The 25566-nt window shown below is 46.9% G+C and carries 20 protein-coding genes; 6 read left to right on the top strand and 14 right to left on the bottom strand.

The annotated features are described in order from the left end of the window. Window positions 1–8: 8 nt before the first annotated feature. Window positions 9–1442 carry a MocR-like pyridoxine biosynthesis transcription factor PdxR gene (gene pdxR / locus D328_RS0107775; protein ID WP_018884417.1) on the top strand — a complete coding sequence of 478 codons (1434 nt, stop codon included), beginning with the start codon at window positions 9–11 and terminating at the stop codon, window positions 1440–1442. A 111-nt stretch (window positions 1443–1553) separates the two neighbouring features. Here pdxR and D328_RS0107770 read toward each other — a convergent pair whose 3' ends face one another. Together D328_RS0107770 and D328_RS0107765 are read right to left on the bottom strand one after the other, a co-directional pair. Next, the gene (locus D328_RS0107770) at window positions 1554–2297 is read right to left on the bottom strand and encodes a YggS family pyridoxal phosphate-dependent enzyme (protein ID WP_018884416.1); all 744 of its coding nucleotides are present in this window, start codon (window positions 2295–2297) and stop codon (window positions 1554–1556) included. A 183-nt stretch (window positions 2298–2480) separates the two neighbouring features. After that, entirely contained in the window at window positions 2481–3161 is a 681-nt protein-coding gene (locus D328_RS0107765) for a TetR/AcrR family transcriptional regulator (protein WP_018884415.1), read from the bottom strand. 164 nt (window positions 3162–3325) lie between these two features. On the opposite strand from D328_RS0107765, the gene D328_RS0107760 reads away from it, so the two are divergent. After that, the gene (locus D328_RS0107760; RefSeq protein ID WP_018884414.1) at window positions 3326–4684 is read left to right on the top strand and encodes an MATE family efflux transporter; all 1359 of its coding nucleotides are present in this window, start codon (window positions 3326–3328) and stop codon (window positions 4682–4684) included. A 141-nt stretch (window positions 4685–4825) separates the two neighbouring features. On the opposite strand, the gene D328_RS0107755 is transcribed toward D328_RS0107760, so the two are convergent. The 6 genes from D328_RS0107755 to D328_RS0107730 form a co-directional block, all read right to left on the bottom strand. Beyond that, window positions 4826–6553, bottom strand: coding sequence for an extracellular solute-binding protein (locus D328_RS0107755; RefSeq protein WP_018884413.1), 1728 nt, complete (start codon window positions 6551–6553; stop codon window positions 4826–4828). 137 nt (window positions 6554–6690) lie between these two features. Then, window positions 6691–7578 (bottom strand): carbohydrate ABC transporter permease, encoded by an 888-nt coding sequence (locus D328_RS0107750; RefSeq protein ID WP_018884412.1) that lies wholly within the window; start codon window positions 7576–7578, stop codon window positions 6691–6693. Between the two features lie 35 nt (window positions 7579–7613). Then, entirely contained in the window at window positions 7614–8564 is a 951-nt protein-coding gene (locus D328_RS0107745; protein ID WP_051091106.1) for an ABC transporter permease, read from the bottom strand. Window positions 8565–9019: 455 nt separating this feature from the next. Continuing rightward, window positions 9020–9541 carry a DinB family protein gene (locus D328_RS0107740; RefSeq protein ID WP_018884410.1) on the bottom strand — a complete coding sequence of 174 codons (522 nt, stop codon included), beginning with the start codon at window positions 9539–9541 and terminating at the stop codon, window positions 9020–9022. 141 nt (window positions 9542–9682) lie between these two features. Beyond that, window positions 9683–10258, bottom strand: coding sequence for a TetR/AcrR family transcriptional regulator (locus D328_RS0107735; RefSeq protein ID WP_018884409.1), 576 nt, complete (start codon window positions 10256–10258; stop codon window positions 9683–9685). Between the two features lie 88 nt (window positions 10259–10346). After that, entirely contained in the window at window positions 10347–11288 is a 942-nt protein-coding gene (locus D328_RS0107730) for a Gfo/Idh/MocA family protein (protein ID WP_018884408.1), read from the bottom strand. A gap of 307 nt (window positions 11289–11595) precedes the next feature. On the opposite strand from D328_RS0107730, the gene D328_RS0107725 reads away from it, so the two are divergent. Then, window positions 11596–12507 (top strand): EamA family transporter, encoded by a 912-nt coding sequence (locus D328_RS0107725; RefSeq protein ID WP_018884407.1) that lies wholly within the window; start codon window positions 11596–11598, stop codon window positions 12505–12507. Window positions 12508–12651: 144 nt separating this feature from the next. Here D328_RS0107725 and D328_RS31805 read toward each other — a convergent pair whose 3' ends face one another. Further along, window positions 12652–17850, bottom strand: coding sequence for a rhamnogalacturonan lyase family protein (locus D328_RS31805; protein WP_018884406.1), 5199 nt, complete (start codon window positions 17848–17850; stop codon window positions 12652–12654). Between the two features lie 473 nt (window positions 17851–18323). On the opposite strand from D328_RS31805, the gene D328_RS0107715 reads away from it, so the two are divergent. Both D328_RS0107715 and D328_RS0107710 read left to right on the top strand, forming a co-directional pair. Beyond that, window positions 18324–19541, top strand: a complete 1218-nt coding sequence (locus D328_RS0107715) for an MFS transporter (RefSeq protein WP_018884405.1) — start codon at window positions 18324–18326, stop codon at window positions 19539–19541. Beyond that, a complete protein-coding gene (locus D328_RS0107710) occupies window positions 19534–20175 on the top strand; it encodes a TetR/AcrR family transcriptional regulator (RefSeq protein ID WP_018884404.1) in 642 nt (213 codons plus the stop codon). The genes D328_RS0107715 and D328_RS0107710 overlap by 8 nt, the downstream gene beginning before the upstream one ends. A gap of 79 nt (window positions 20176–20254) precedes the next feature. Here the strand turns inward: D328_RS0107710 and D328_RS0107705 are convergent, their stop codons facing one another. Further along, entirely contained in the window at window positions 20255–21169 is a 915-nt protein-coding gene (locus tag D328_RS0107705; protein ID WP_025677204.1) for an NUDIX hydrolase, read from the bottom strand. Between the two features lie 227 nt (window positions 21170–21396). Between D328_RS0107705 and glsA the strand changes: the two genes are divergently transcribed. After that, entirely contained in the window at window positions 21397–22338 is a 942-nt protein-coding gene (gene glsA / locus D328_RS0107700) for a glutaminase A (protein WP_018884402.1), read from the top strand. A 314-nt stretch (window positions 22339–22652) separates the two neighbouring features. Here the strand turns inward: glsA and D328_RS0107695 are convergent, their stop codons facing one another. The 4 genes from D328_RS0107695 to D328_RS0107680 all read right to left on the bottom strand — a co-directional run bounded on the left by D328_RS0107695 (window position 22653) and on the right by D328_RS0107680 (window position 25492). Beyond that, complete coding sequence (locus D328_RS0107695) at window positions 22653–23528, bottom strand: VOC family protein (RefSeq protein ID WP_018884401.1); 876 nt, start codon at window positions 23526–23528, stop codon at window positions 22653–22655. A gap of 147 nt (window positions 23529–23675) precedes the next feature. After that, on the bottom strand, window positions 23676–24092 hold the full coding sequence (locus D328_RS0107690; protein WP_018884400.1) for a DoxX family protein: 417 nt from the start codon (window positions 24090–24092) through the stop codon (window positions 23676–23678). Window positions 24093–24446: 354 nt separating this feature from the next. Next, a complete protein-coding gene (locus D328_RS0107685) occupies window positions 24447–24770 on the bottom strand; it encodes an AzlD domain-containing protein (RefSeq protein WP_018884399.1) in 324 nt (107 codons plus the stop codon). Next, entirely contained in the window at window positions 24761–25492 is a 732-nt protein-coding gene (locus D328_RS0107680; RefSeq protein WP_018884398.1) for an AzlC family ABC transporter permease, read from the bottom strand. The genes D328_RS0107685 and D328_RS0107680 overlap by 10 nt, the downstream gene beginning before the upstream one ends. Window positions 25493–25566: the final 74 nt, after the last annotated feature.

The following is a 25566-nucleotide window of genomic DNA, read 5'->3' as shown; positions in this document are numbered from 1 at the left end:
GTGACAAAATGCTCAAAGTAAATCGTGATGATAAACGCCCCATTTGGCAGCAACTCCTGGATCAAGCTATTCATAATATTACTACTGGAAAGTGGCCTCCTGGCGAATTGCTACTCCCCTCTCGTGAGCTTGCACAGCTAATTGGTGTGTCACGTTCCACCATACAGATTGTGTATGAGGAATTATTTAGCCGTGGATACACAGTCACCTCGCGTCGAGGTGGCACTAGAGTAAATGAATCAATCTATACCGCCCCTTTCTCAAAGGGAACAGAATTGAATGAACCTGCTTCACCCGAATTGCCATCCTTAACATTTTCTATTGACCATCTGCACAGCTGGTTTGGTAATAAAGAAAAGCTAGAAACAGATATTGATTTCAATCCCCACGAGCCTTATGTAGATGATCCATTTCAAAAGAATTGGCGGCAATCCTTCTTACATGCTTCAACAAAAGCAGATGTAAGCATTTGGTCTTATGGTGATCCAAAAGGTTTTTTGCAGCTTCGCAAACAAATTCAAAGATACCTGTCTCTTGAGAGAGGTATTGACGTACATGTTGATCAAATTTTGTTAACTTCTGGAGCCCAACATAGTATTGATTTAATTTCTCAAGCCCTTTTGCAGAAAGGTGATACGGTTACGGTTGAAGATCCGGGATTTCCTGCTGCATGGATGACCATGAATTATCGACAAATGATCATTGAACCAGCCCCAGTCGATGAATACGGTCTTTGTGTCGATCAGATTCATCCCCAATCAAAGCTTGTGTTCGTAACGCCATCTCACCAATGCGCTGCAGGAGTAATTATGTCGGAGCCTCGTCGTCAGCAATTGATCCATCTGGCCGCACAATCTCAATTTTGGATCGTAGAAGATGATTACGACAGCGAATTTCGGTACCGTGGAGACCCACTCCCTACTTTATTTAGCCAGCGGCCCCAGAATACGCTGTACATGATGAGCTTTTCCAAGATGATCGCTCCTGGCATTAGAATATCTGCGGTCATCGGTCCGCATGAAGCTATTCATCGAATGACTCAGGTCCAGGAATTGACCTACCGCCACCTTCCTATTATGGAGCAACTCACGCTTGCCCATTTTATCGAGACAGGCCACTTTATGCGTCATATGAGGCGAGTACGAAATGTGTACCGACGTAGGCACGAAGCCTTGTCTAAAGCCATAACCACAACGGGATTAAGCGAACATTTTAAGCTAAGTGGAGTAGAAACTGGACTGCACATGCTTCTAGAGGCAGATCCGTCTTTTGATGAAAAAGCAGTTACACAATTAGCTATGGAGGATGGTATTCGTATTTATCCACTCAGCAAATACTGTTATACAAGTGACCGAAAAGGGTGGGTCCTCGGATTTGCTAAAGTAGATGAGGCTACCATTGAGGAAGGAATTAAACGTCTGGCAAGGATACTTATTCCGTAAGTACCTTGCCATGTAAGTGTAAAACAACACAAGCTATGCCTGCCATATTACGCTTCGAAGAGTTCTCATGCGCAGCTTTCTCTATAAAATTGCAGCTGTAATGGCTGCTCCCTAATCCAGCCGTTGGATATTCTCATTCCAATAGTAGCCGTCCGGTAAATATCGCTGGCCGAACACACTTGTCCCTACTCTGATCATCGTGGCTCCCTCTTCAATGGCCACTTTAAAATCAGCAGACATACCCATCGAAAGAATATCCATGTTCACCTTCGGCATATTTTTTTCTTTAATCTGTGCTTGTATATTTTTAAGCAATCGAAAACAACGCCGGGTTTCTTCGTCAGTGGCATTAAATTTGCCAATGGTCATCAAGCCTTTTATGTTTAATGTGTCGAATTGGGACAACTGTTCTACCAGTTCAACGGCTGTCTCGGGAGCAGCTCCAAATTTACTTTCCTCATAGGAGGTGTTGACTTGCACTAATATATCCATGCTTTTATTTTCCTTCATGAGCTGATGGTGCAGAGCCTGGCCCAGCTTCAAACGATCTACTGAATGAATGAGCGTCACATACTTCACTACATCCTTCACTTTGTTCGTTTGCAGGTGACCAATAAAATGCCATTCTAGTTGTTCATGTTGCTGCATAAGTGGGAACTTGTCCCTTAACTCCTGAACCTTATTTTCACCAAATAAAGTTTCACCAGCCCGTATAGCCTGTTGCAGCTTTTCTAGTGGAACTGTCTTCGTGGCCAATAACAATGTCACATCCTCAATTTGGCGACCAGATGTGCGACAAGCCAGCTCCATTTGCTGTCTGACGGTTATGAGGTTCTCCTCTACAAGTTGGTCCATGCTCTTCTACCCTCTTTCAGATATTAAATACGTCAATCCCTGTGCCAGTATATCAATAAGTGGATGGGTGAGACATATCCAAAAACAGAAAAAAGAACAGTCCAAAAAGGAAAGGAACTATAAGGCGATTAATGAAACCATAGTGCGATGAATGAGGGTTTACATAAATACTTCTAGTAAATTCTACTTCTCCTGCTCCTTTATGACCTGCTCAATTCCGAGCAAAATCAGCTTCAAGCCAAATTCGAACGCACCATCGCTCCCCATCACCTTGAATAGCCCGCTCCTGTAGATGCTTCGGAACAATCCTGCTTCCGACTCACTCATCGAATCCAGCAGACCGTCCATCTCCCCGATCGGAACCACACCCTGCTCCGTTAGGATCGCAGTTATATTGCGCTCATGCTGATAATTGTCCAGAACGAAATAGAAAACATAGTTCACAAGCGTAAGAACCGCCTGCAACTTCTGCTCTTGCTCAAGTGGTGTCGATTCCATGCAGAGTAGCATACGGTTGGTGAACCGGATCATGTCAGGCTCGTGAGGCAGCGTCATCATCATCAGTTGCGTGGAGCACGGATACCGACCAAGCACACTCCTTACCGTTACAGCCAGCCCCGCCATCTGCTCCTTCCAGTCTCCATCGGAGTGGAACTCCTCCAGTATTATTTTCGATATTTGATTGGCCAGGCGCTGATAGAGATTCTGCTTACTTTTGAAGTACCAGTACAAAGACGGGGCCTGAATTCCCAGACGGTCGGCCAATCGTCTCATGCTGAATTTCTCGATGCCATCCTCCCCAAGAAGCTCCCAGGAAGCTTCCAAAATTTTATCCTCCGAAATCTGTGGCTGCTGTTTTTTCATAGCTATCCATCCTTTTATCTAACGGTGTAAGTTTATGCTTTACAGGTTGATTAGGTTCATGATATCATCTAACACTGTAAGGCGCAATCTAACACTGTTAGTCTGTTGAAAAAGCACTCCAGAGTAGCTGAAGCAAAAATAAATGAAGAAGGTAGTGACTCCACATGGATGCAGAAAATCTCTATTATTTTGAAAAGGCACCAATCGCAAAAGCCGTAGCCCACTTCGCTGTACCGATGATGCTAGGTACGTCAATGAGTGTCATATACTCGATATTGAATGCCTATTTCCTTGGCACGCTAGGCAATACTTCCATGCTTACCGCACTCACACTAACCTTGCCTCTATTTGCGGTCATTATGGCGCTAGGCAATCTGATGGGTATGGGGAGCGGTACATTCATCTCCCGATTGCTTGGAGAACACCGATACGATGACGCGAAGCACGTGTCATCTTTCGCCTTTTACAGCAGTCTGGTTCTCGGTCTTATCGTCATGGCCTTGGGCCTGCCGTTGATTGATCCTGTCGTTCATGGACTGGGAGCAACGCCTGAATCGTTCGGATTCACGAAGGACTATGTCATGGTTATGCTGTTGGGTTCACCATTCGTTGTATTATTCTTTACGCTGGAGAATATCGTGCGCTCGGAGGGTGCAGCGATCACTTCGATGATCGGTATGCTTCTCAGTGTGGTCGTTAATATCATTCTCGATGCACTAGTCATCTTCGTCTTCCATTGGGACGTGATCGGGGTGGCGTCTGCTACGGTCATTTCTAATGTGGTTGCGAGCACATTCTACGCCCTCCATATCGGAAACAAGAGCCCCTTTTTAACCATCTCCCTAAAATGGTTCAAGGCTACTAAAGACATTCTGAGTAATGTATTCAAAATCGGCGTCCCCGTCTTTGTTATGAGCATCTTCTTGGGTGCCATGTCACTCATCGTGAATCATTTTCTGATCGAATATGGGGAACAAGCCATAGCAGGATACGGTATTTCATCACGGTTATTGCAATTTCCCGAGTTCATTTTGATGGGCTTATGCGAGGGAGTTGTGCCGCTCATTGCCTACACTTTTACAGCGAACAAATTACGCATGAAGCATACCATTGGATTTACAATCAAAGTAATTGTGTCATTAGCCGTCGTGTTCGGCGTCATCGTCTATCTCACCTCCGACCACTTAATTAGTCTATTTACGAAAGATCCGCTATTCATTGAAATGGGTAGCTACATTCTTCATGTGACGTTCTTATCCCTGTTCATCTCAGGAGCTACCACCTTGTTCACGGGGATCTTCCAAGCAACAGGGCAAGGAACCGCCGCCTTTGTGATGTCTATTATTCAAGGAATTACACTGATTCCTGTGCTCTACATCGCTAATCAAATGAGCGGCCTGCACGGTGTAGTCTGGTCGCTTGTCATTGCAGATGTCGTTGCTTTCCTCGTTGGTGCCATCATGATGTATGCGCTGCGGACCCGATTGCAGCCGGATATGGACCATTTCGCCCAGCCACAGTAGCTTCTCCCCATGGAACAGGAATGCATAGAGGCATGCATAACAAGAACCCATCACATACACAGAATAAAAGAAGAAGGCTTAACGTGTGCTATATGCCTACGTTAGGCCTCCTTCTTGTTCACAAGAGCGAGGATTCCAAAGTTATTTTTTGTGAGGGAATACTGTCCGTTCTGCTAGTTCAACTTCGTATTGTATAACCTCGTCATACCCCAGACCTTTGGATTTAGTCATCATCTCTTCTTTGAGGCTATTGTATTCTGCTTCATTCTTGGCAAAAATCATTTTCCAGGAATATTCCTTGATAATTTTACCGATACCGTCGAGCTTTTGCTGAAGCTGGGCCGGTGTTGTAGCAGGAGTCTCCGTTGTGAAGAACGGTTTTGACACCTCGATCATATCGTTATTCAAAAAATACTCTTTCGCAGTGGTAGCTCCCATGGCTTCCCGCCAGCTTTGGGTTACGGGGTCCGGGTCATGATTCAGCGTTGAATTCCAGAGGTTATAGTCATACGGCTCACCTGTTTCCGGGTGAATATTGGTAAGCTTCAGTGTCGTGTTATTGATCTGATTCATGCCATCCTTGAAAGTACCGCCTCCATATTCCGCTGGAACTGGCTCCGAGCTCGCAGGTAATGCTTTCCATCCATATTCTGTGACGAATGGTTTGCCTTGATCGTCAATGTCCCATGCGAGCCCTTTAGGGCCGTAATTGGATTCCATCACACCTTCTGGAGAATACAGCCAGCTCAGAAATTCCATAATTCGCTCCGGGTTCTTCGCTTTAGACCCGATGGCCCATATTCGGTTCCCACCATACGGACTCATCCCGTAGGATGTGATCTTCTCCTCTTCAAAAGGCACCAAAGCAAAGCCTTTACCTTCAGCAGTACGTTCCGAAGTGTTGTACACGTTATCTACCCAAGGGAAATGGGAGAAGAGCACTTGTCCATCCTTGACCTTGTTGGAGACATCGGAGAACTTTTGCGTCAAAGAATCGGGATCAAGCAACCCCAGCTGATTAGCATCATAATAGAATTTAAGACCTTGAAGGTAATACCCGTCTTCATCGAGGATGCCTTGCCACTCATTCTTATTCTGATGCGTCAAAGTCAGACCTGCCGGGTTAAGTCCATCGCCTTCATTATAACCATGGAACTGGGCAATGACCTTGGCAAGTGTCATGTAGTTGCTGTCCCAATCGGACCAGAGCGATATTCCATAGGTCGGACGACCAGATTCACTTTTAGGCTCCAGTTCTTGCATTTTCTTCAATACCGGCAAGTAATCATTCAATGTCTTGATTTTGGGGCTGCCAAGCTTCTGGTACAAGTCCCAGCGCAGATTAGGCCCATAGCTCATCGTTACACCTTCTGAGGGCCCCTCTCCTGTACCCACGTCAAAGCCCACTCCGTACACGCTCGTACCGCCACCGAATTGCGTCTTGTTGGCTTCGATTGCTTCAGGAGCATATTTCAATAAGCCTTGACCATGTGTGTCAAGCAGCCCATCCTGAGTCCAATCGAGCAAAAGTCCTGCCTTGATTGCGTCTTGATAGTCCTTACCATTCGTGCCAAACACAACGAGATCGCCTAGATCGCCAGAGGCCATCATGGTTGCGATTTTTTGCTGTCCGCCAGCCAGATTGGAAGAGATGATATTTAACTTAAGATCAAATTTGTCCTCGACAAGCTTGGCGAACCATCCAGGCTGCTCACCGGCATAGTTAGCGAGCATGGAGAATACGTCGATTGTCAGCTTTGTGGAGTCTCCTGCTTCGGCTCCGTCATTATCCTTGCTGCTGCAGGCTGAAGTAAATATAAATATGACGCACATAAGAACAAGTAGCACCGGTTGATATCTTTTTTTCATGTACATACGTCCTCCCTTATGTGTAATCCTTCTTTTGCCACGCAAGCCCGGAGATATCACTGTCTATAGATTTCAATAATTATAAATGTCATCATCATTTCGTGTAGCCTTCCTCCCTTCAGGTGAAGTAGCTGAGATTAACCCTTAACGGCACCAATCATGATTCCTTTAACAAAAAAGCGCTGGAAAAACGGATACACGAGCAGAATAGGCAGCACAACAACCATGGAGACCGTAGTTCGGATGGAGGTCGGAGTAGCCATGTTGGCCAAGTCCAGATCCATGCCACCTGTAGATTGCTTCATTAACTGTGCTATCGACGTGGCTTCATTCATGTATCGATACAATATAAATTGGAGCGTGAACAGACGCTGGTCCGTAATCAAGAACAGGGTATCAGTAAAGCTGTTCCACTGGCTGACGGAGGAGAAAATAGCAATGGTCGCTAGAATGGGTGTGATGAGCGGGAAGATGATGGTTGTAAAGATTTTGAAATAGCCTGCGCCATCTATTTGTGCTGATTCCTGCAGAGCTAGAGGTGTAGACTCTACAAAGGTTTTGACAAGGATAATAAAGAATGGTTGGACGATGGCAGGCAAGATATAAGCTAAGAAATTGTTGGTTAGTCCCAGATGTAGCATCGTTAAATACCACGGAATAAGACCGGCATTAAAGTACATCGTAATGACGAGAAAGCGATACCAAAATTTTCGTCCCCACATGTGTGTGGTGAAGAGATAACCGAGAAAAGCAGATGCAAGCACCGTTAATGCGGTACCAATTAGCGTACGACCAACAGACACAAGCGCTGCTTGACCCAGACCTGGAATTTTGAAGACATCCGTGTAGTTGGTAAAGTGCAAGCCTTTCGGGTAAAACATGACCAGCCCTCTACTGCTCAGGTCATTGTTGCTGATCGTATTAATAAACAGATAGTAAAATGGAAATACACATATGATCGTGATGATCGTAAATACCGTATAATTGATGAGGTGAAACCATGTGAATCTCTCTTTAATCGGCATGCTGCAATTCCCCTCCTTTACGCTGTTCTCAGGATTTAGAAGATACTTTCTTTTCGAATAACTCTGGACAGATTGTTGGCTACGAACAGCAGAAACAGACTGACCAGCGATTTCAGTAAACTAACAGCCGTGGCAAACCCAAAGTTGGAATTAGTCATCCCGATATTGTAGACGTACAGGTCCAGCACTTCAATATGGCTCGTGTTCATCGCATTTTGGAATACATAGAACTGCTCCATACCGTTATTGATGAAGTTCCCAATGGAGAGTAACAATAGTACGAAAAATGTTGGCATAAGCCCTGGAACAGTCACATGCCACATCAAACGAAAGCGTCCTGCGCCATCGACCCTCGCTGCTTCATAGATCTCTTGATCGATTCCTGTAATGGCCGCGATATACATAATTGCGCCCCATCCAAGCCCCTTCCACACACTCCATAACGTCATCGCCAGCCAGGTATGATCATCGGAGGCCAGAATATTCAGCGGCTGGGAAATCCAGCCCATCTCCAGCAGAAAGTTATTGAGGAAGCCATTGTCTACAGAAAACAACATGAACGCGAACGAGTATACAAGCACCCAGCTGATGAAGTTCGGCAAGGTTGTGAGTGTTTGTACGATTTTTTTGAACTTCGTGCTTCTGAGCTCAATCAGAAATACTGCAAAGATTACTGGTAATATGGAGGTCGCAATATTTAAGCTGCTTATGGCAACTGTGTTGCGTAGAACCCTGATAATTTCCTGACGTTGTATATCATTCGATACCATTGAGGCGAACCATTCAAAACCCATGTATTCCGAAGTAGAGAGCGGGATGCCTGGCCGATAATCATAAAAAGCATAAATCCATCCGTAAAGAGGCAAGTAAGAAAAGAGAAAGGCCAACACTAGAAAGGGTAACGCCATTAGAAATAAATGATATTTATCTCTTCTGGGCCTCTTTAATGATTGTGTACCGATCAGGGGATCTCTAGCGTTGTTCATGTCATCATTTCCCTCCAGTATTGCGTATTTTCTCGATACAATACAGATATGACTGGATACTTCCATTCATTGGATTATTACTGTCACTTCTAGGATTATTTCCTGTCCACCCTGTCTATTCCAATCTTTAAAGAACTGCTCAAATTATTCTAGAGGAGCTGCCCCTAAAATGATTTTTAGGAAGGTCTCTTTTCGAGATTTTGAAGTGGCAAAGACAGCTCCCTGTCCTCTCAAAAGCCTAAAACCTCAACAGAGCAGCGATTCTTCACTAATGTGAGAATCGCTGCTCTGTTGAGGTCATTTGTAGTAAGTTTAACCTGCTCGTTGTTTATTTACGTTAGTGGATGATCAGACAGTTCGACTGTACATTGCAGCACGTCTTCTCGTAAATAACTGTTTATGCCCCATTCGTTTGGTGATTTGAGGCTCTGCTGCCTTCCGGGCAAGTCAATTTATTAATTCGCTGTTTGCAATGTTCTTAATAGCTCGAATATTTGTCCTCTGTGATGAGCCTCATGCTCAACTAAATGATAAACAACCCATTCAGGAGTGACATCATAATCTTCCAGGTGCCTTGGCGTTCTCCAGTCCGTCAGATCAATCTGCCTAAAATGATACAGTAGCCTGCCACGGACAGTCTGCAAGCGAGCAAGATGTTGTTCCAGCGTTTCTCCTTCCACATGAACCAGAGACCCATTCTCCAACCGGTCACTTAGCTGGAACAAAGAACGAATTTCCGGCTCATATTCGGTTTCAAGCACCTCGACATATAGCCAATCCGCCTCAATCAGCGCAATATGATACAGCAGCGAGCCGATGCTGTGCCGACCGTCAACTTTTTCATCCAGCAACTCTTGATCTAAGCCCTTCAGCTTGTTCACAATCGTCCTGCGCACATCCTCCAGACACCAAAGCCACCGTCCTATCTCAGGCTCGTATCCAGGCAAGACACCAATCTCTAATGTTGTTCGCCCCATATGCACTCACCCTCCTTGTCTGACCTTAATATTCGCTATACGCTCTATTTCCCCCTTTTTATTCATGAAAATTAATCATTGTGCAAAATGCTGGATGAACCATCATCTCGCTGCTTCCAGTACAAAGTTCAAAAAAAAAGATCAAGCCAAGATCATTGCAAACGATGTTTGCAAGACGGCTTTGATCTGCTCTGGAGCTACACCGGATCTACCTAAGGTTCTCGCACCTAGTATCGCATTGTTCAGATAAGCTGCCAGCTCCTGGCTAGTATACCGCTCTGTAATCAACTGCTGTTCCTGACCATTGCGAATGATCCGCTCGATGATCTGCACTGACTCTACGAACAACAGCTCCACCTCGCGGGAGATCTGGGCGTCATCTGTCCCGAATTCCAAGGACGTATTGACCATCATACAGCCACGACTCATCATCTCATCGCTCAGCAGCGAGTCTAACAGTGCTTCCAGCTTACTCAACGGAGACTTGTCCTCGGCATCTAGTTCCTTCAGCACTCCAATACTATAGCTGCGGTAGTGTGCCAAGGATTTCAAGAATAGACTGCGCTTATCATTGAACACACAATACAGACTTTGCTTCTTAACTCCTGTAGAACGAGTCAAATCCTCATAGGAGGTTGACTTGAAGCCCTTATCCCAGAATACTTCCATACATTGGTGTAGCACGTCATCAACATCAAATTCTCTCGGTCTGCTCATGCATTCATTCTATTGCTTGTTGACCCAGTAGTCAACAAAATTGCCTTATTGTATCGTTCGAACAAATTCGTGACGAGAAGAACCCCTGCTAAGACTTGATAATCAATTCAGCTAAATGATGGCTCTCGATCACACGATCCGCACTGATCAGGCAATCCTCTGGACGCTCCAGGGTCTGGAGGAATTCATCCACTGCACCTGCAAAGCCGCGTCGATGCAAAATACCATCCCAGCTTCCGAACGTTTCTTCCTGAGGAAGGGAACCTTTCTCGTAATATAGCGCCTGCTCCATATTTGTGATAATCGCCGATCGCCCGCCGCCATGCAACTCCATTTTCTCGATGTCCGTTCCAGCTTGCCGCACCATATCGAAGGTACTGTACGCACCATCGCTTAGCTTTACAGCACCAGCACTATGCAGTAATCTTCCTGCATCGTCTGTGCGAGCATAATGATGCAGCAGCTCATAGTCATCCTTGGTCATCCACACCAGTAAGTCCAGCATATGAATCAGATCATCATAGATGGTCTCTTTGGCCGGACGATTATGGAGCCCCGTGCGATGCTTGATGACAGATAAGGACTCCAGTCGAGCCCCCTCCTCCATCCACGCTCTAGCTTTCTTGTATAATGGAGCGAATCTGCGGTTGAAGCCGACAGCCAACAGAAGCCCCTGCGCTTCTGCGAACGCTGTCATCTCTTCCGATTCTCGAATATTATAGGAGAGTGGCTTGTCTACATATACCGCAAGTCCACGCTCCAGACACTGCATAACCAGCTCGAAATGAGCCTCGGTAGCTGTATGTATAAAGACTGCATCCAGATCCCACGACAGCAACTCTTTAATATCTGTAGTACCCTGTTCAATACGATATAGCTGCTGCATGCGTTCGATCGGTTCTGCGGACCGGTTCATGAGCCCTGCTATCTCTACGTGGGCATGAGCGGATAATAGTGGCAAATATACTTTCTGAGCAATGCCTCCCAAGCCTATGATTGCAGCGCGTGTACGCTTAGTTTGATTGTGCATAGCGTATTCTCTCCTGTCGTGACATTATTCTGACTTTAATGTGAGCATAGTGCTATATAACAGTGTACCATTCGCAGCTTAGTAGAGCATAATCTTTTTAAAACCCACGCTCTATCATATACGATCACACATTGACAGCGCTCATGCTTCCGATTTATACTGGTAACCGCAATGGAATACTAAAACCTGTTTTAGGCTGTGGACTTTTCTAGAGCTATCTTGATGAGCTATCTCTATTTTCGCCACACGAATGTTCAATAGAGCATTTGTGTGGTTTTTTTGCGTTCAAAATAAGGAGGATTATGTGATGAAGTTATGGCATTATGCACTAATTGTATTTTTGGGAGGATGCTGCTACGGCGTTTTATCTACTTTTGTGAAGCTGGCTTATGCCGCTGGATTCTCCGTTACCGAGGTGACAGGAAGCCAATATATGTTCGGGGCCTTACTTACATGGATCGTGGTTATGTTTACCAGACGGAAGACGTTGCCTTTCAGACCGACATTGAAGTTACTACTATCAGGCATTCCATTTGGATTGACAGGTATTTTCTACTATCAATCTCTACAGACGCTTAATGCATCACTTGCCATCATTTTCTTATTTCAATTCGTGTGGATCGGTACACTGTTTGAATGGATCTTCTACAAGAGAAGACCAACTATAGCCAAGCTGATATCTATCGGGATTCTTCTGATCGGCTCAGGTCTGGCCGCGAACATGGTAGCTCAAGAAAGAGTAGTCCTGACCTGGCAAGGCTGCGTCTGGGGAATGCTTGCTGCACTTACCTTCACGACGTTCATTTTTCTTAGCAGTGCTGTAGAGCGAACTACTCCGCCGATATTGAAAAGCGCTCTGCTTGCCACCGGGGGTATGATTACCGTATTTGCAGTGTTTCCACCAGTGTTCTTATTGAATCCATCCGTTCTGCTGGAATTGGCACCTTACGGGCTAATGCTGGGCTTCTTCGGGGTCGTGCTACCTCCTCTTCTATTCTCGATCGGCATGCCGCAAGTAGGCCCGGGGCTCGGTACCATTCTGACAGCCTCTGAGCTGCCGGTAGCTGTCTTTATGTCATCTCTTGTGCTGGCAGAGCAAGTGGGCTGGCCGCAATGGCTAGGCGTTGCTCTCATCTTGGGAGGTATCATCGGGGGTAATGCAAGACAGATCATAATGAAGAAGACTGCGGTCTATACTCCTAAAAATACTGCTACCTAATGATAAAGCATTGCAGGGCAATCATTGTCGACGCAATAATAAACACCTCTCTGTGAGCAGACCTTCTATTAAAAGAAGTGTCTGACAGCAGAGAGGTGTTTTTGTGCTTAATTTACTTGTAATTGCTCATAAGTCACTTGTGTACTACTCCTGTGTCACGCTAACGTTCAGCGTATCACTCGTCACCGTTCCATTCTCATTGATCCATTCCACGTAATATTCATATTCGCCTGAGGCTCGATCCGTAATGGTCACCTTAGACTCCTGAGCTCCAGGTGATGCTGTATCAAGCGACTGTTCATGAAGCAGTTCGCCGTTCTCGTACAGACGATAGGAGCTCGCATTCGTTCCCCACCACATATTGATGGTAATCGTATAATTTCCGTCACCATCCCAGTTGTCAGCCGAGAGGACCGGCTTGGTCGGGGCTGCATCGCGAACTGTCACCGTTAGTGGGCTGCTCTCCGTCTTACCTTTTGCATTGATTAGCTCAGAAGTGTATACATAGGTGCCATTGGAACGACCAGAAATGTCCGTCACTGCCGTCTGAGCAGCAGGTGTCGCGGCTGTAAGCTTCTGAGTATCAATGAGCTCTCCGTTCTCGTATAGCTTGTATTCTGTCGCATTATTTCCCCACCACATGTTCATTGTTATGGTGTACTGACCATCAGCTAACCCCGTATCATGGCCGTTATTGTCGGACAGAACAGGTGCCCCGGGTGGTCCATCCACCTGATCCGCTGCTACGACGGTTATCTCAGTCGTAAGCTCAGTTACTAAGCCGACGCCATTCTCAGCCCGTGCGGTGAAGGTATGCGTTCCTAGCAGACCCTCCAGGCTAATCTCGTCACCAGAGCTCACCGGCTCACCGTCCCATGTAAGCTCAAATCGGACGATACCAGACTCAGGATCTTCTGCCCTGACGTCTACCTTCAATACCTCATCCTCGCTCATTCGCTCTGCAGGCATTCCCGTAATGACAGGTGGCGTAGTATCCTCCGGCTCCGTTGGGGAACCGACATAATAAATGCTCGGTGCAGGTGGCTGAGCCATGCCCACTCCCAGATGGAAGCCTGTATGAGGTGGCTGATTGTAGGCTACATTCTGCCATGCAACGCCGAGACGATAGATCGGATCATGCATAAGTGTTCGGATCCTTACATCCGTCTCATCTGTTGTCGTGTATATACGCAAATGCGAGCTGTCTTGACTGCGCAAGATGACCTCCTCGCGCCAATCACCGAACAGATCGGCTTGCAGACTCGGATTGGCCTTGGTTCCGTTGTTAGAGGCTGCTCCGGTGGCTGTCAGTAGATTCACAGTTGTCTGATTGTTGTAATCCCATTTATCGACTCGAATACCATCCTGCAGTTCACGCAATAGATCACCGTCCCACCAGATACCAAAATTCGTGGAGGAAGGGATTTCTGTTGAGATCAGCTCACCTTGAGCACTGTAGAGTCCTGTAATCGGAATATGCTGTTCATTGGTGATCGTAGCTGCCCATACTTCCGCTCCAGGGTAATTCGGGTCAATATCAGCAGCCATGCCTCGACCTGTATCGAGACCCGTGTGCACCCCCCACAGTATCTCGCCTGTAGCTGCATCGCGCATTTCCATACCGTACTCAGAGCTTTTATTCTCATGAACTCCGAACACTTCCAGTCCCGCTCGGGTCGGATCAAGATCACTCAGATGCATGGCATCGCCATGTCCCAGCTTCGTGTTGTACAACGGCTTCCCATGATCATCAATTGCCATCGCCCCAAATGTGATCTCATCCTTGCCGTCTCCATCTACGTCACCAACGGACAGATTATGATTGCCTTGCCCCGTATAGCCTGCATACCCTTCGTCATTGGTGTCAAAACGCCACACCTTGCTAAGCTTGCCATTGCGGAAATTATAGGACACCAGCACCGTACGCGTGTAATAACCGCGGCTGAACATGGCGCTTGGATGTTCTCCATCCAGATAGGCTACTGCTGCCAGGAAGCGGTCCACGCGATTGCCGTATCCATCTCCCCATGCTGCGACATCCCCGCGCGGAGGATCATAGTCCACCGTATCCAGTGCAGCTCCCGTCTGCCCGTCGAAGACTGTCAGGAATTCGTCCCCAAGCAGCACATAACCTGAGCTATTTCGATGATCTGCATTGGCATCGCCAATGACCTTGCCTTGACCATCCACCGTACCATCTGCTGTGCGCATCATCAACTCGGCTCTGCCGTCACTGTCAAAGTCATAAACGAGAAACGGAGAATAATGAGCCCCAGCTCTAATATTCGGTCCCATCGTAATGCGCCACAGCTGGGTTCCATCCAGCTTATAGGCATCCATATAGACGATGCCAGTATAACCTGAATGGGAGTTGTCCTTGGCATTCGTCGGTGTCCACATCAGCACGATTTCATACTCCCCATCACCGTCCAGATCGCCGACACTGGCATCCCCGGCAACGTAGGAATATGGCTGCCCATCCTTGGTGTAGGCATCAGCAGGCTTCTGTAACGGAATGGATAAGTACGTATCCTCCCAGACACCGAATTCCTTGGTCACTGCTTTTTCCGTATTGTTATCCACCATCATGATCCGATATCGCGATGAGGCATCCCCTTCGCTGTCCACAAAGTTCGTGCTACCCGAGATCGGTTCGTCATTCAGATTTACACCATCCCGGTACACGTTGAAGGTCACAGACTCGGGGTCCAGCCCAAGCATACGCCAGCCGATATAGTTGCCTTCCTCTGTGCGAACAGCAACGGGAGCACGATCCAGGTATTCCATCGCACGGTTCAACTGTGTGACCGCCGGAGTCTCAAGCGCAGTCGATAACGCAGATACTCCGCCTGCATTGACCGATGCGACTTTATAATAGTAAGGAATTGTGCTCAGAATCGTCGCATCCTTATAGAGCGTTGCTTGTGTCCGCCCAATCAGTTCATAGGGTCCCTCTACGCTGTTCGAACGATAAATCTGATAAGCGCGTGCTCCAGCTACCTCGGACCAGCCTATCGTAGCATCACTTTTGTTGACACTCACAACATTCAGGCCAGCAGGTACCGCAGCCTTCTCGACACTTGGGTCTAACGTAGATACCTCCAGTGCATTCGAAGGCACAGATTCCGTGCCATTCGCGTCAACGACAGTCACGGTGTATACATATTTCATTCCCAGGTCGATCTCACTGTCGACATAGCTAGCTACATCCGTTGTTGCCAGGAGCTCAGGGTTCGTGGCACCAGCAGACTGACGATAGACCTTATACTGTGCATTATCGCTAGTCGCTTGCCAGGATATCGTAGCTGTAATCGGATCGGTACCCAACTCCAGCTCATCCAGCTTCAATTGAGATGGAGCAACCATTACAGGTGTGATCTCAAGCCCATTAAGATGGGCCGTCTGGCCACTGAATACCAGATTCATCTGTCCATCCTGGACCTGGATCTGATTGTACACCTTCTCTGTTATATTTTGAGCACCAGAGGATACGGTCCCGTAATCCTTTCCTTCAATGTTCACATTGGTCCGCGCGGACCCAATCCAGTCTCCTGTGTACGTCTTCACGGCGTAGGTTCCATTCGGAAGATCTACTTTGAATTCGTAGGAGCCGCCAAAATAAATGACGAAATCCCTACGCAGTGCATCAGTCGCACCGCCGCGATCCCGATCTGCCATGTTGGCTGATGATGTCAGCCCGTAGCCGCGCTCCGGAGTATAGATCGTATTCCGGTTGACCTCTGTATATCCTTCAGCTACCGGCGATCCTACAGGACCGAAGTCATAACGATAGGTTGCGGACTTCGTGGTGAAAGTAACTTCATCTGATGCCTCAGATTCCCCGCGTCCATTCACGGCTGTGATTCGGACAGTGTAGGATTGGCCCTCAAGCAGCCCACCGAGCGTAAGTGTAGGTACGGTTGACGTTCCAGCCAGCTTATACGATGACTCGGGCTCTGCAGCTAGCTTGCTATAGACTTTGTAGATGTCCGCTGCAGGATCGGCCGTCCATTTCAATTCGGCTCCCGCGTTACTGACACCGCCTGCTCTGAGATCAGCAGGCTTCGCTGGGAGCTCAGCTGGTATTTCTGCATCCTCAACAGCTGCTGCTAATGGAATATCCAGCTCACGAACAGCATCCGCTACGATGCGTGCAAGCTGAATGGCACCATACTCTTGAAAATGAGTATTATCCGTAGCCCCGTTAGGGAACGCCTGATAGATTCCGGCTGGAACATGAAGGAAGACAGACAGTGCTGCTTCAGGACCGATGGAATCATAGTACTCAACGCTCCGTTTGCTGAGATCGATCATAGGCACTTCTTTCTCAGCGACTACCTCTTTCATCGCCTGAACATACTCAGGGAAGGATACATTGAATTTTCCCGTCCCCGCATTGAAATCTCTACGTCCTACTGGAGTAATCATGATGGGTGTTGCTCCACGCTGCTGTGCCCCGTCTATGTAGGTTTTGAGATAATTTTTGTAATCAGCGGGCGAGGCATAGCGTTCTGGATTGCTAATCGTTGCATCATTATGTCCGAATTGCACCAGCAAATAATCTCCAGGACGAATGACACGCAGAATCTCATCCAATCTGCCCTGGAACAGGAACGACTTGGAGCTACGTCCACCAATGGAATGGTTCTTGATCTCTACCGCATCGCTGAAAAAGTCGGGCAGCATCTGTCCCCAGCCAGCCTGTGGCTTCCAGTATGGATCGTAGGTCTGCATCGTTGAATCACCTACAAGGTATACGACCGGCTTGGTACCTGCATCGCGTTCAGGCAGCTTAGTAATCGTAATGGCATTCAGCTTGGCTGCTGTACCAGAGAATACAAAATTCAACTGTCCATCCACCAAAGCAATATCAAAGTCCATTTCCAAATATTCGCCTGCTGCTTTGGTCGTTGGCTGTACCTTGTCCATATTCTCTACTTTAATAGCAATATTCGTGTCTCCCTCTGGATCGCCAGCCATCAGTGAGACGGTATAATCACCATTAGGTAGGTCTACATTGAATCCGGCTCCAGCTTCCAGCACAACAAAATCCGATTGTAGCGAACTGCCTGTGTCACGCGCCTCAGCTCTAACGAGTGTCAGATCCGTGAAGCCGTAGCCTTGCTCTGCAGAATAGGGCGTATAGGCGTCGATCCCGGTATAATCAGCAACCGCTTCCCCAGGCCCGAAGTCAAATTGATGAACGATGGCCTCCAGTGCCTCATTATTATCAGCCGTCCCGCTCACCGTCTCGTTCCCAAATACTGTACCCCATCCAAGACTGGACAAAGTAAAAACGCTCATGAGCAAGATCAAACCCATTTGCCGTATCTTCGCGATCATCAACATCCATCCTTTCGTGTACTCAGCTAGGTTAGGCTACAAGCCAATTCATAGGACAATCATTAAGTAAGCGTTTGCAATTTGAAATGTGACAAATGATCCGCATCCGCTTGACCGTATCCACGAATGCTTTGCCAATTCACTACTCTGGAATCACCTCCCTTTCATCAGGATGATCAGTGACTGCTGCTTACAGCTCCAATATCCATTATTTAGAGCTGTGTGAAGCAATGTGCTTTTTTCGACACCATGATTGGATACGACTTGTCTAATTCTCAATTTTTGTATAACTAGCGATAATGTAGCACATCCATCATTTGGCATACATAATCAATTGAAATGATCATTCAGCGTAGAGGTGAAAATCATTTTTAAGGTGTTCATTTGAGCTTGACGTTTGCTTATTTATGATTTAACATAATTTACACTTCGTAATCCTTTACATACTGTAAACTATAATTGCAGGAGGCCCCATGGAATCTTTCAAACCTTCTAAACCATCTTTTAACCAACATTTTCCCTTGCTTATTTTGATGCTTAATCTCTTAATCGCACTACTGGGACAGGGCATGGTCATTCCGATACTGCCGGATTATCTCAAAGAATTCAATGCCGGAGGTACAGCCGCTGGTTATCTAGTAGCTGCATTTGGCGCCGCACAATTCATCTTCTCTCCCATCGGCGGCCAGCTGTCCGACAAGCTCGGGCGCAAGAAGCTGATTATGTCTGGACTCCTACTAACTGTCATTTCTGATTATATGTTCGCAGTTTCAGGCTCGTTAGCACTCCTTTATATCGCCAGATTTATCGGGGGGATCGGGCTAGGCTTGATGGTTCCCTCTGTAATGGCGTACGTTGCAGACAAGACTACCCCAAATACACGTGCCAAGGGCATGGGTTATCTAAGCGCTTCCATGAATCTTGGTATGGTGCTGGGTCCCGGTCTGGGAGGCATTATTGCCGAGTTCGGAATTCGTGTGCCCTATTATGCGGCAGCCATGCTCGGATTAGTAGCAGCACTACTTACATTGCTACTTCCAGAGAGTCTAGCACCAGAGCTTCGGCAGGCTAACCGAATTGCTTCTACACGCGAGTCGGTATTCCAGCAGCTTCTACAGTCATTTCATACTCCTTATTTTCGATATTTGTTACTCATTCTTGTCATGACCTTCGGGTTAGTTAATTATGAGACTGTCTACGCTCTATTTGTTGAGCAAAAATATGCTTTTGATGCCAAACAAATTTCTTTAGTGATCACTCTGGGGGCTATTGTGGGAATTATCGTGCAAGTCTGGCTCCTAGATCGAATAATCAAGCGCTTCGGTGAAATGCAGGTCATTCGAATTTCGCTCATCATGACTGCATTTGCCCTACTACTCATGCTGGTGCAGGTTAATCTGGGATATCTTTTGGTCGTATCAGCTTTGTTCTTTGCCTTCAACGCTTTTCTCAGACCAACAGTCAGCACCCTGATTGCCAACGCCGCAGAGGGGCGACAAGGCTATGCTTCCGGGCTCAATACGACTTATACCAGCTTAGGCAGCATCGTCGGACCCATTTTTGCGGGCACCTTATTTGATATTCACTTGAATTTGCCTTATATTTTGGGGGCAGCCATACTTTTGGCCACGCTGAGTCTGACTTGGGAACGTCATCAATTGAACAAAGGAAGCGTAGTGAATTATGACTAAAACCTGGCACGATCAATTAAGGAGCAAAAATCGAGAGGAATTACTTGAGGTAGGCAAAAAGCTGTTTTTGGTGAAGGGCTTTGTGAATGTGAGCATCAAGGATGTATGTGCTCTGGCTGGAGTCAGCCGCGTGACGTTCTATAAACATTTTCAGTCGCTGGATGAGCTCATATTCGAGGTACAGATGGACATTCTTCAACATATGACCCATTATCTGAAAAATACAGACACCCCCGAGAGTACAGGTAGAGCGCGGTTACAAGCCATGCTTGAAGCCTGGGTAGATTTTGGTAGGCTATACGCGGAGCATTTGCGTTTTATCCTTCTATTTGACCTCCATTTCCATGCTTACGAGACAAATAAGGAGCTCAAGGAACGCTACGAACAATTTATTCACAGTCAAAAAGAGGAGCATTTTCTCAACGCGGCTCTTGAAGCCGGCATAGAAGATGGCTCACTTAAGGAAGAGCTCAACGTGCTGGAGACAGGACATTTTATATTTACCACCATGATGGGTCTATTACACAAGCTAAGCCTGACGCCTGTCACGGACGATGGTGATGAATTACTACACTATACGACCTTTGGGGACCGCTTCATCGCACTCATCATTCAATCCTTGTCACGGGCCTAGATATACGCCTATCATTTACTTTCTCCCGGTAAATCACTGGATTGGCTCCTGTGTATTTACCGGGAGAAAGTAACCTAGTTCACTCACGATTATCATCAAATGGTCTATAGCTAAATAGCTTGGAGGGGCGATGACCCGCATCCTTCCTGTACTCCGTGCTCTCCTCCACCATATCAGCAATTTTGCGGCGGAAGGCCGGGGCTAGCAGCTCCTTGCCCAGTAATACCTCATACACTTGCTGGAGCTCTGTTAGGGTAAATAAAGGCGGCATTAGATTGAAGGCGATGCTTGTATATTGAACTTTGTTGCGCAGACGATCGACGGCATACTGAATAATCCGCGCATGGTCAAATGCAAGCTGATTACTTGCCACGATTTCGCGAGTTACCGTGTTGGACTTGCCGCTTATCCGCTGCACCACTTTGACCTGGGCTGACAATGTCACTTCCCCATGGGTCAAGCAAAGCTCTACTAGCCGCTCCAGCGTGTAGCCATCCTTCAACGTTGTCTTCTGCTCGTGTACAATCCTGTGCGTCAGGTCGAACCAGCAAGCTTCAGCAGCATCGTCACCTGCCTGCACCTGGAGTGCACTACGATCTACAAGTGCCATATAAGAACAGCTGATCACGCGTGTACGCGGATCGCGCCCCACCTCACCCCAGGTATACAGCTGCTCCAAATGGAGCTGATCGTCATCCAGATTCGTCTCACTCTTCAGTTCACGTCGTGCTGCAGAATCCAGATCTTCATTCATTCCCACGAAGCCGCCTGGAAGCGCCCATTGCCCCAGAAAAGGATGCTCACCTCTCTTAATTAGCAAGAGCTGCAGTGACTTCTCAGGAAGCTTCCTGTAGTTATTCTGTTCCTTGTCTGCTACGGTAAAGATCAACATATCCACTGTAAGCGAAGGCCTGTCATATTGACTAACATCATATTGCTTCAAAAACTGTTCCTCATTCATACCATTACGATCAACGGGCAAGTGCTCCTGCATCGATTCATCACCTGTATTTTCATATTCTTTATTCATATAATCATCATGTTATTAACAAAACAATAGTATACATGTGCCTGTCCGTCAACTTTTTGCGGATTCATAGGCTAAATTTGCGAACTCCGTGCGCAATCTCTTGAGGTGAGCCTCATAGATGGATAGAATAAATTGGAGAAGTATATAAGAGTAGTTATAGATACAGAGCCTGCCGGATCGGAGGAAGCAGCATGTCAACTTATGAATGGGAACAATTAAGAGAGCACTTACCCGCATGGCTTGAAGAAAGTCGTCAGCACCATGTTCATGGCAATGTAGCTTCATACATCCCGGAGCTGTCCAAGGCACCGAGAGATGCGCTAGGGATTTATATCATGGATGGCAAGGGACAATCCATATCCGCAGGTGATTGCGGCCTGAGCTTTACTTTGCAAAGTATATCCAAGGTGTTCACCCTAATCCTTGCACTGATGGATAATGGCGAAGAAGTCGTTTTTTCCAAAGTTGGAATGGAACCTACCGGGGATCGATTCAATTCCATGCTCAAGCTGGAGCTTGTAGAGCCTGGTATCCCCTTCAACCCGCTCATTAATGCCGGAGCCATCGCGATCTCCTCACTCATTGCGGGGAACAGCACCGAAGAGAAGTTCACACGTATTCTTCAGTTCTTCAAGCTGTTGACACAGAACGACTCTCTTGTGTTCGATGAGGACACCTATGCCTCTGAATCTGCCACAGGGCACTTGAATCGCTCCCTAGCCTACTTTCTTACCGAGAAAGGCATTCTCAGGGGGAAGGTTGAAGATGTGCTGGAGGTCTACTTCAGACATTGCGCCATCACTGTGAACTGCTCTGATCTCGCGCGTATGGCTTTGATCCTGGCTTATAACGGCTATGATCCGGTAGCTGGCGTCCCGCTCATTCCCCGCCGCTATGTTCAGATTGCCAAGACCTTCATGACCACCTGTGGAATGTACGATGCTTCTGGTCAATTTGCCATACAGGTCGGGCTGCCAGCAAAAAGTGGTGTGTCCGGAGGAATTCTGTCCATGGTTCCTGGCCGCTACGGGATTGGAGTCATTGGGCCTGCGCTTAATCGCATGGGGAACAGTACGACTGGAGTTCATCTGCTGGAGACGATATCACAGTCGCTGGACTGGAGCATGTTTTGAGTACACAGAGTAAATAACCGTAGATCTAGTTAGTATATATAGCAGCAAAAATAAGACTCCACTGCTAGGGGATAAGGCTGTCCCTCTAAATGTGGAGTCTTATTTGTAGTAAATCCATAGCAAGCAATTAGCGCTTTGGGCCGTCATCTTTTTCTTCCGATAACGAATCAGGACACGTACAATCGGCAATCAATTAATTTCATTAATAATTTATCAAGTTAATAAACTGCATAATTATCTCAATTGGCCGGGAACATAGCTCATGTAGCCCATGTAATTCATGTAGTTCATGTTGTTAATTACCTTGGCGGCATTTACCCGAGAAGATGCTCTTGCTCCGTCACCAGTTGGACTTGAATATTGAATGGGTCCTTGGCGAACCACTTGCCAGCCTGCTCGCTAACTTGATAGCCTCCCTGACGAATTCTATCCAGCACAGCCTGTCGCTCCTCATCATTCGGCAACACAAGGCTATAGAAGTCAAGTCCAGCAGCATTCTCGGGTACTGGTGGTGCCCCCACTCCTGCCCACGTATTCAGACCGATATGGTGGTGGTAACCGCCTGCGGAAATGAACATGGCCATGGAACCATACATGGCTACAATGTCGAATCCTAACGTCTGCACGTAAAATTTCTCAGCATTGCCCAGATCGGATACATGGAAATGAACATGTCCCATCGTCGTTCCAGCGGGAAGCCCAGACCAGGTCTTGTCTGCCGATTCGTCCAGCAATCCTTGGACATCCACCTGCTCCGTAGCCATAATGTAATGGCCATTTTGATCCTTTTTCCAAGTCTCTCTTGGTCGATCTGCATACATTTCAATTCCGTTATTATCCGGATCATTCAGATAGAACGCCTCACTCACGAGGTGATCCCCTTGACCAATCTCCAGATTGTGCTTCGCCAGATTCCGAATTGCCAGGCCGAGAGAAGCACGATCAGGTAGCAGGATGGCAAAATGATAGAGACCCGCTCCTGCACGCTCTGGTAAAATTACTGCATCCTTATGCTCGGTCAGTGTCAGCAATACCGTCTTCCCATCCGCTGTCAAATGAGCAGTCTGACCAGACTCATGCAGCAGTTGGAAGCCAATGACCTCAGTGTAGAACACAATGGAACGCTTCAGATTGCTAACCTTCAGGGCCACCTTGCCAATTCTCGTAGCTGAATGTAATGGTTTGCTCATTAGAACTCCTCTTTTCTAAATTCTTATTGATATGAATTGAACTGACATCGTTTTCTTAAGTTAAAAAGGCTCTCCATAATTTCTCCATTAACTTCATCATTAGCGGCTAATTAGGTCTAGTTATTAGGCTACGCCTAGAAATGGCTATTATTCTGCGGCTTCCTCTGCAGCAGAGTTGTCTCTGAACAGCAGGCGATCCACTGCGAATGCAGTTGCTGGAGCGAACATGAGGTGCAAGGCAATCAGCAGATAAGCGATATCAAGCTCATACCCGGGCATTTGTCCGTTTCCAAGGAACCCCAGCGGCAGCTTCACCGAGATGATGGCTCCCAGCATAATGAGGATAAATCCACCTGATACCACACGCGTCAACAAGCCCAGAATGAGTGCTATTCCTCCGGCTACCTCAGCTGAAGCAACAATATAGGCGAAGAAGCCCGGCAATCCGATACTGCCAAAATAGCCTGCCACATTCTCTATTCCTGTCTGAAATTTGTCCAGACCATGGATCAGGAACATGATCCCCAGTCCCACTCGAAGCAATGCAGATACGTACTTGTTCATTTGTTTCAATCCCCTTTTATCCATTTTTTATTGGTTAATCATTACATTATCCCAACCGTAAGCCAGTCATTCTATGTTGCCTAAAGTAAAAACCTAAGATTACTTCTGTATAACTATGGCTGATTGGTTATTTGTTATCAATAAATTAACACGTAACAAAAAGTAAGTCAATGATAAAATGTTTTATTGTTTCTATATGTATTCGAATTGTTTCTTCTCACTAACAGGTACTTGTTCAGTTAGTACACATGCCGTCTTAAACTGAATTAATCAAATGCAGCCTCACCTACAATAAAAAATCCTCTCCAGACGTGCCATTACAGCACATACGAAGAGGATTATGTATACGTATAACTACCCGAGCCAATAACGCAGGATCATCAAGGTAATGATTCCCGTAATCACCGTTCCAAGCAGGCTTCGGGTGTAGATAGCAACCAACAGCGTCGGAACGGCAGCCAGTACCTTCAGATTGAAGAGATCAAGCTCACCATTCTTGATCCATAGCTCCTGGCCGATCATCGCAGCCATGACAGACACAGGTACGTAATGCAGCCAGCGCATAGCCCACTCAGGCAGCTGGACACGGCTTAACAGCATCAATGGCAGCACGCGTGGAATGACGGTGACAAGTGCACTGCCTAAAATAATGACGAGCATATACCCGCTCACTTCCATCGGCTAATCACCATCCCGACTGTTGCTGCTCCTACCGTAGCAATGATAATGGCCATACTGCCTGACACCAGCACGCTGGCTCCGACGGCAATTATAATAGCACTCGCTGTGACAATCAGATCCACCAGCAGCTTGGAGCGGCTGGCAATTTGCACAGCTAATATGCCGATGAACATCCCTGTTAATGCAAAATCGAGTCCCCATAGCTCCGGGTTGCTAATCCACTGTCCCAAATAAGCTCCAGCAAGGGTAGCCACGAACCAATTGAGGTAGGCCGTCAGGTTCAGACCATGCATCCACTTCTCGCCGAGCTTTTTATGCTCAGCTGCCTTAATCATAGCTACGCCGAAGGTCTCATCGGTTAACAAGGCACCCACGAGACCGTTCCTCGCTGCGCTCAAATGCCGAAAATACGGCGAGACCGCCGCGCTCAATAATAGATGCCTAAGGTTCACCAGAAAGACCGTAAGAATTATTGCCGTTGGTGATGTGCTTGCGACCACCATGCCTGAAATAATGAACTGGGCTGAACCAGCATACAGCAACAGGCTAAGCAGGGCAATCTCCAGGATCGATAGACCAGCTGTCTTGGCAACAACGCCAACTGCGAATCCTATGCTTAAATACCCAAGCAACGTCGGTACACAATCCTTCACTCCCTGAAGGAAGCTGTCTTCCCGAATTACCATATTGGGCTTGCTACGTACATTTATCTGCTCCATTCAATCCTCCGCTCCGTCATCAGAATTTATGGGAGAAATTATGGAGCAAAATAAAGAATGCGTCAACTCTATTC

The sequence above is a fragment of the Paenibacillus massiliensis 2301065 = DSM 16942 genome (assembly GCF_000377505.1).
GTDB lineage: Bacteria > Bacillota > Bacilli > Paenibacillales > Paenibacillaceae > Paenibacillus > Paenibacillus massiliensis.
This window is presented reverse-complemented; position numbering and strand designations above follow the sequence as displayed.

Bases quoted from the DNA above. Each gene is read 5' to 3' on its own strand.
- D328_RS0107685 (WP_018884399.1), bottom strand. From the start codon at position 24,770: ATGGAAGTGAGCGGGTATATGCTCGTCATTATTTTAGGCAGTGCACTT.
- D328_RS0107690 (WP_018884400.1), bottom strand. From the start codon at position 24,092: ATGAACAAGTACGTATCTGCATTGCTTCGAGTGGGACTGGGGATCATG.
- D328_RS0107750 (WP_018884412.1), bottom strand. From the start codon at position 7,578: ATGCCGATTAAAGAGAGATTCACATGGTTTCACCTCATCAATTATACG.
- D328_RS0107745 (WP_051091106.1), bottom strand. From the start codon at position 8,564: ATGAACAACGCTAGAGATCCCCTGATCGGTACACAATCATTAAAGAGG.
- D328_RS0107725 (WP_018884407.1), top strand. From the start codon at position 11,596: ATGAAGTTATGGCATTATGCACTAATTGTATTTTTGGGAGGATGCTGC.
- D328_RS0107715 (WP_018884405.1), top strand. From the start codon at position 18,324: ATGGAATCTTTCAAACCTTCTAAACCATCTTTTAACCAACATTTTCCC.
- D328_RS0107680 (WP_018884398.1), bottom strand. From the start codon at position 25,492: ATGGAGCAGATAAATGTACGTAGCAAGCCCAATATGGTAATTCGGGAA.
- D328_RS0107755 (WP_018884413.1), bottom strand. From the start codon at position 6,553: ATGAAAAAAAGATATCAACCGGTGCTACTTGTTCTTATGTGCGTCATA.
- D328_RS0107695 (WP_018884401.1), bottom strand. From the start codon at position 23,528: ATGAGCAAACCATTACATTCAGCTACGAGAATTGGCAAGGTGGCCCTG.
- D328_RS0107740 (WP_018884410.1), bottom strand. From the start codon at position 9,541: ATGGGGCGAACAACATTAGAGATTGGTGTCTTGCCTGGATACGAGCCT.
- D328_RS0107710 (WP_018884404.1), top strand. From the start codon at position 19,534: ATGACTAAAACCTGGCACGATCAATTAAGGAGCAAAAATCGAGAGGAA.
- D328_RS0107735 (WP_018884409.1), bottom strand. From the start codon at position 10,258: ATGAGCAGACCGAGAGAATTTGATGTTGATGACGTGCTACACCAATGT.
- pdxR (WP_018884417.1), top strand. From the start codon at position 9: ATGCTCAAAGTAAATCGTGATGATAAACGCCCCATTTGGCAGCAACTC.
- D328_RS0107760 (WP_018884414.1), top strand. From the start codon at position 3,326: ATGGATGCAGAAAATCTCTATTATTTTGAAAAGGCACCAATCGCAAAA.
- D328_RS0107705 (WP_025677204.1), bottom strand. From the start codon at position 21,169: ATGCAGGAGCACTTGCCCGTTGATCGTAATGGTATGAATGAGGAACAG.
- D328_RS0107770 (WP_018884416.1), bottom strand. From the start codon at position 2,297: ATGGACCAACTTGTAGAGGAGAACCTCATAACCGTCAGACAGCAAATG.
- D328_RS31805 (WP_018884406.1), bottom strand. From the start codon at position 17,850: ATGATCGCGAAGATACGGCAAATGGGTTTGATCTTGCTCATGAGCGTT.
- D328_RS0107730 (WP_018884408.1), bottom strand. From the start codon at position 11,288: ATGCACAATCAAACTAAGCGTACACGCGCTGCAATCATAGGCTTGGGA.
- D328_RS0107765 (WP_018884415.1), bottom strand. From the start codon at position 3,161: ATGAAAAAACAGCAGCCACAGATTTCGGAGGATAAAATTTTGGAAGCT.
- glsA (WP_018884402.1), top strand. From the start codon at position 21,397: ATGTCAACTTATGAATGGGAACAATTAAGAGAGCACTTACCCGCATGG.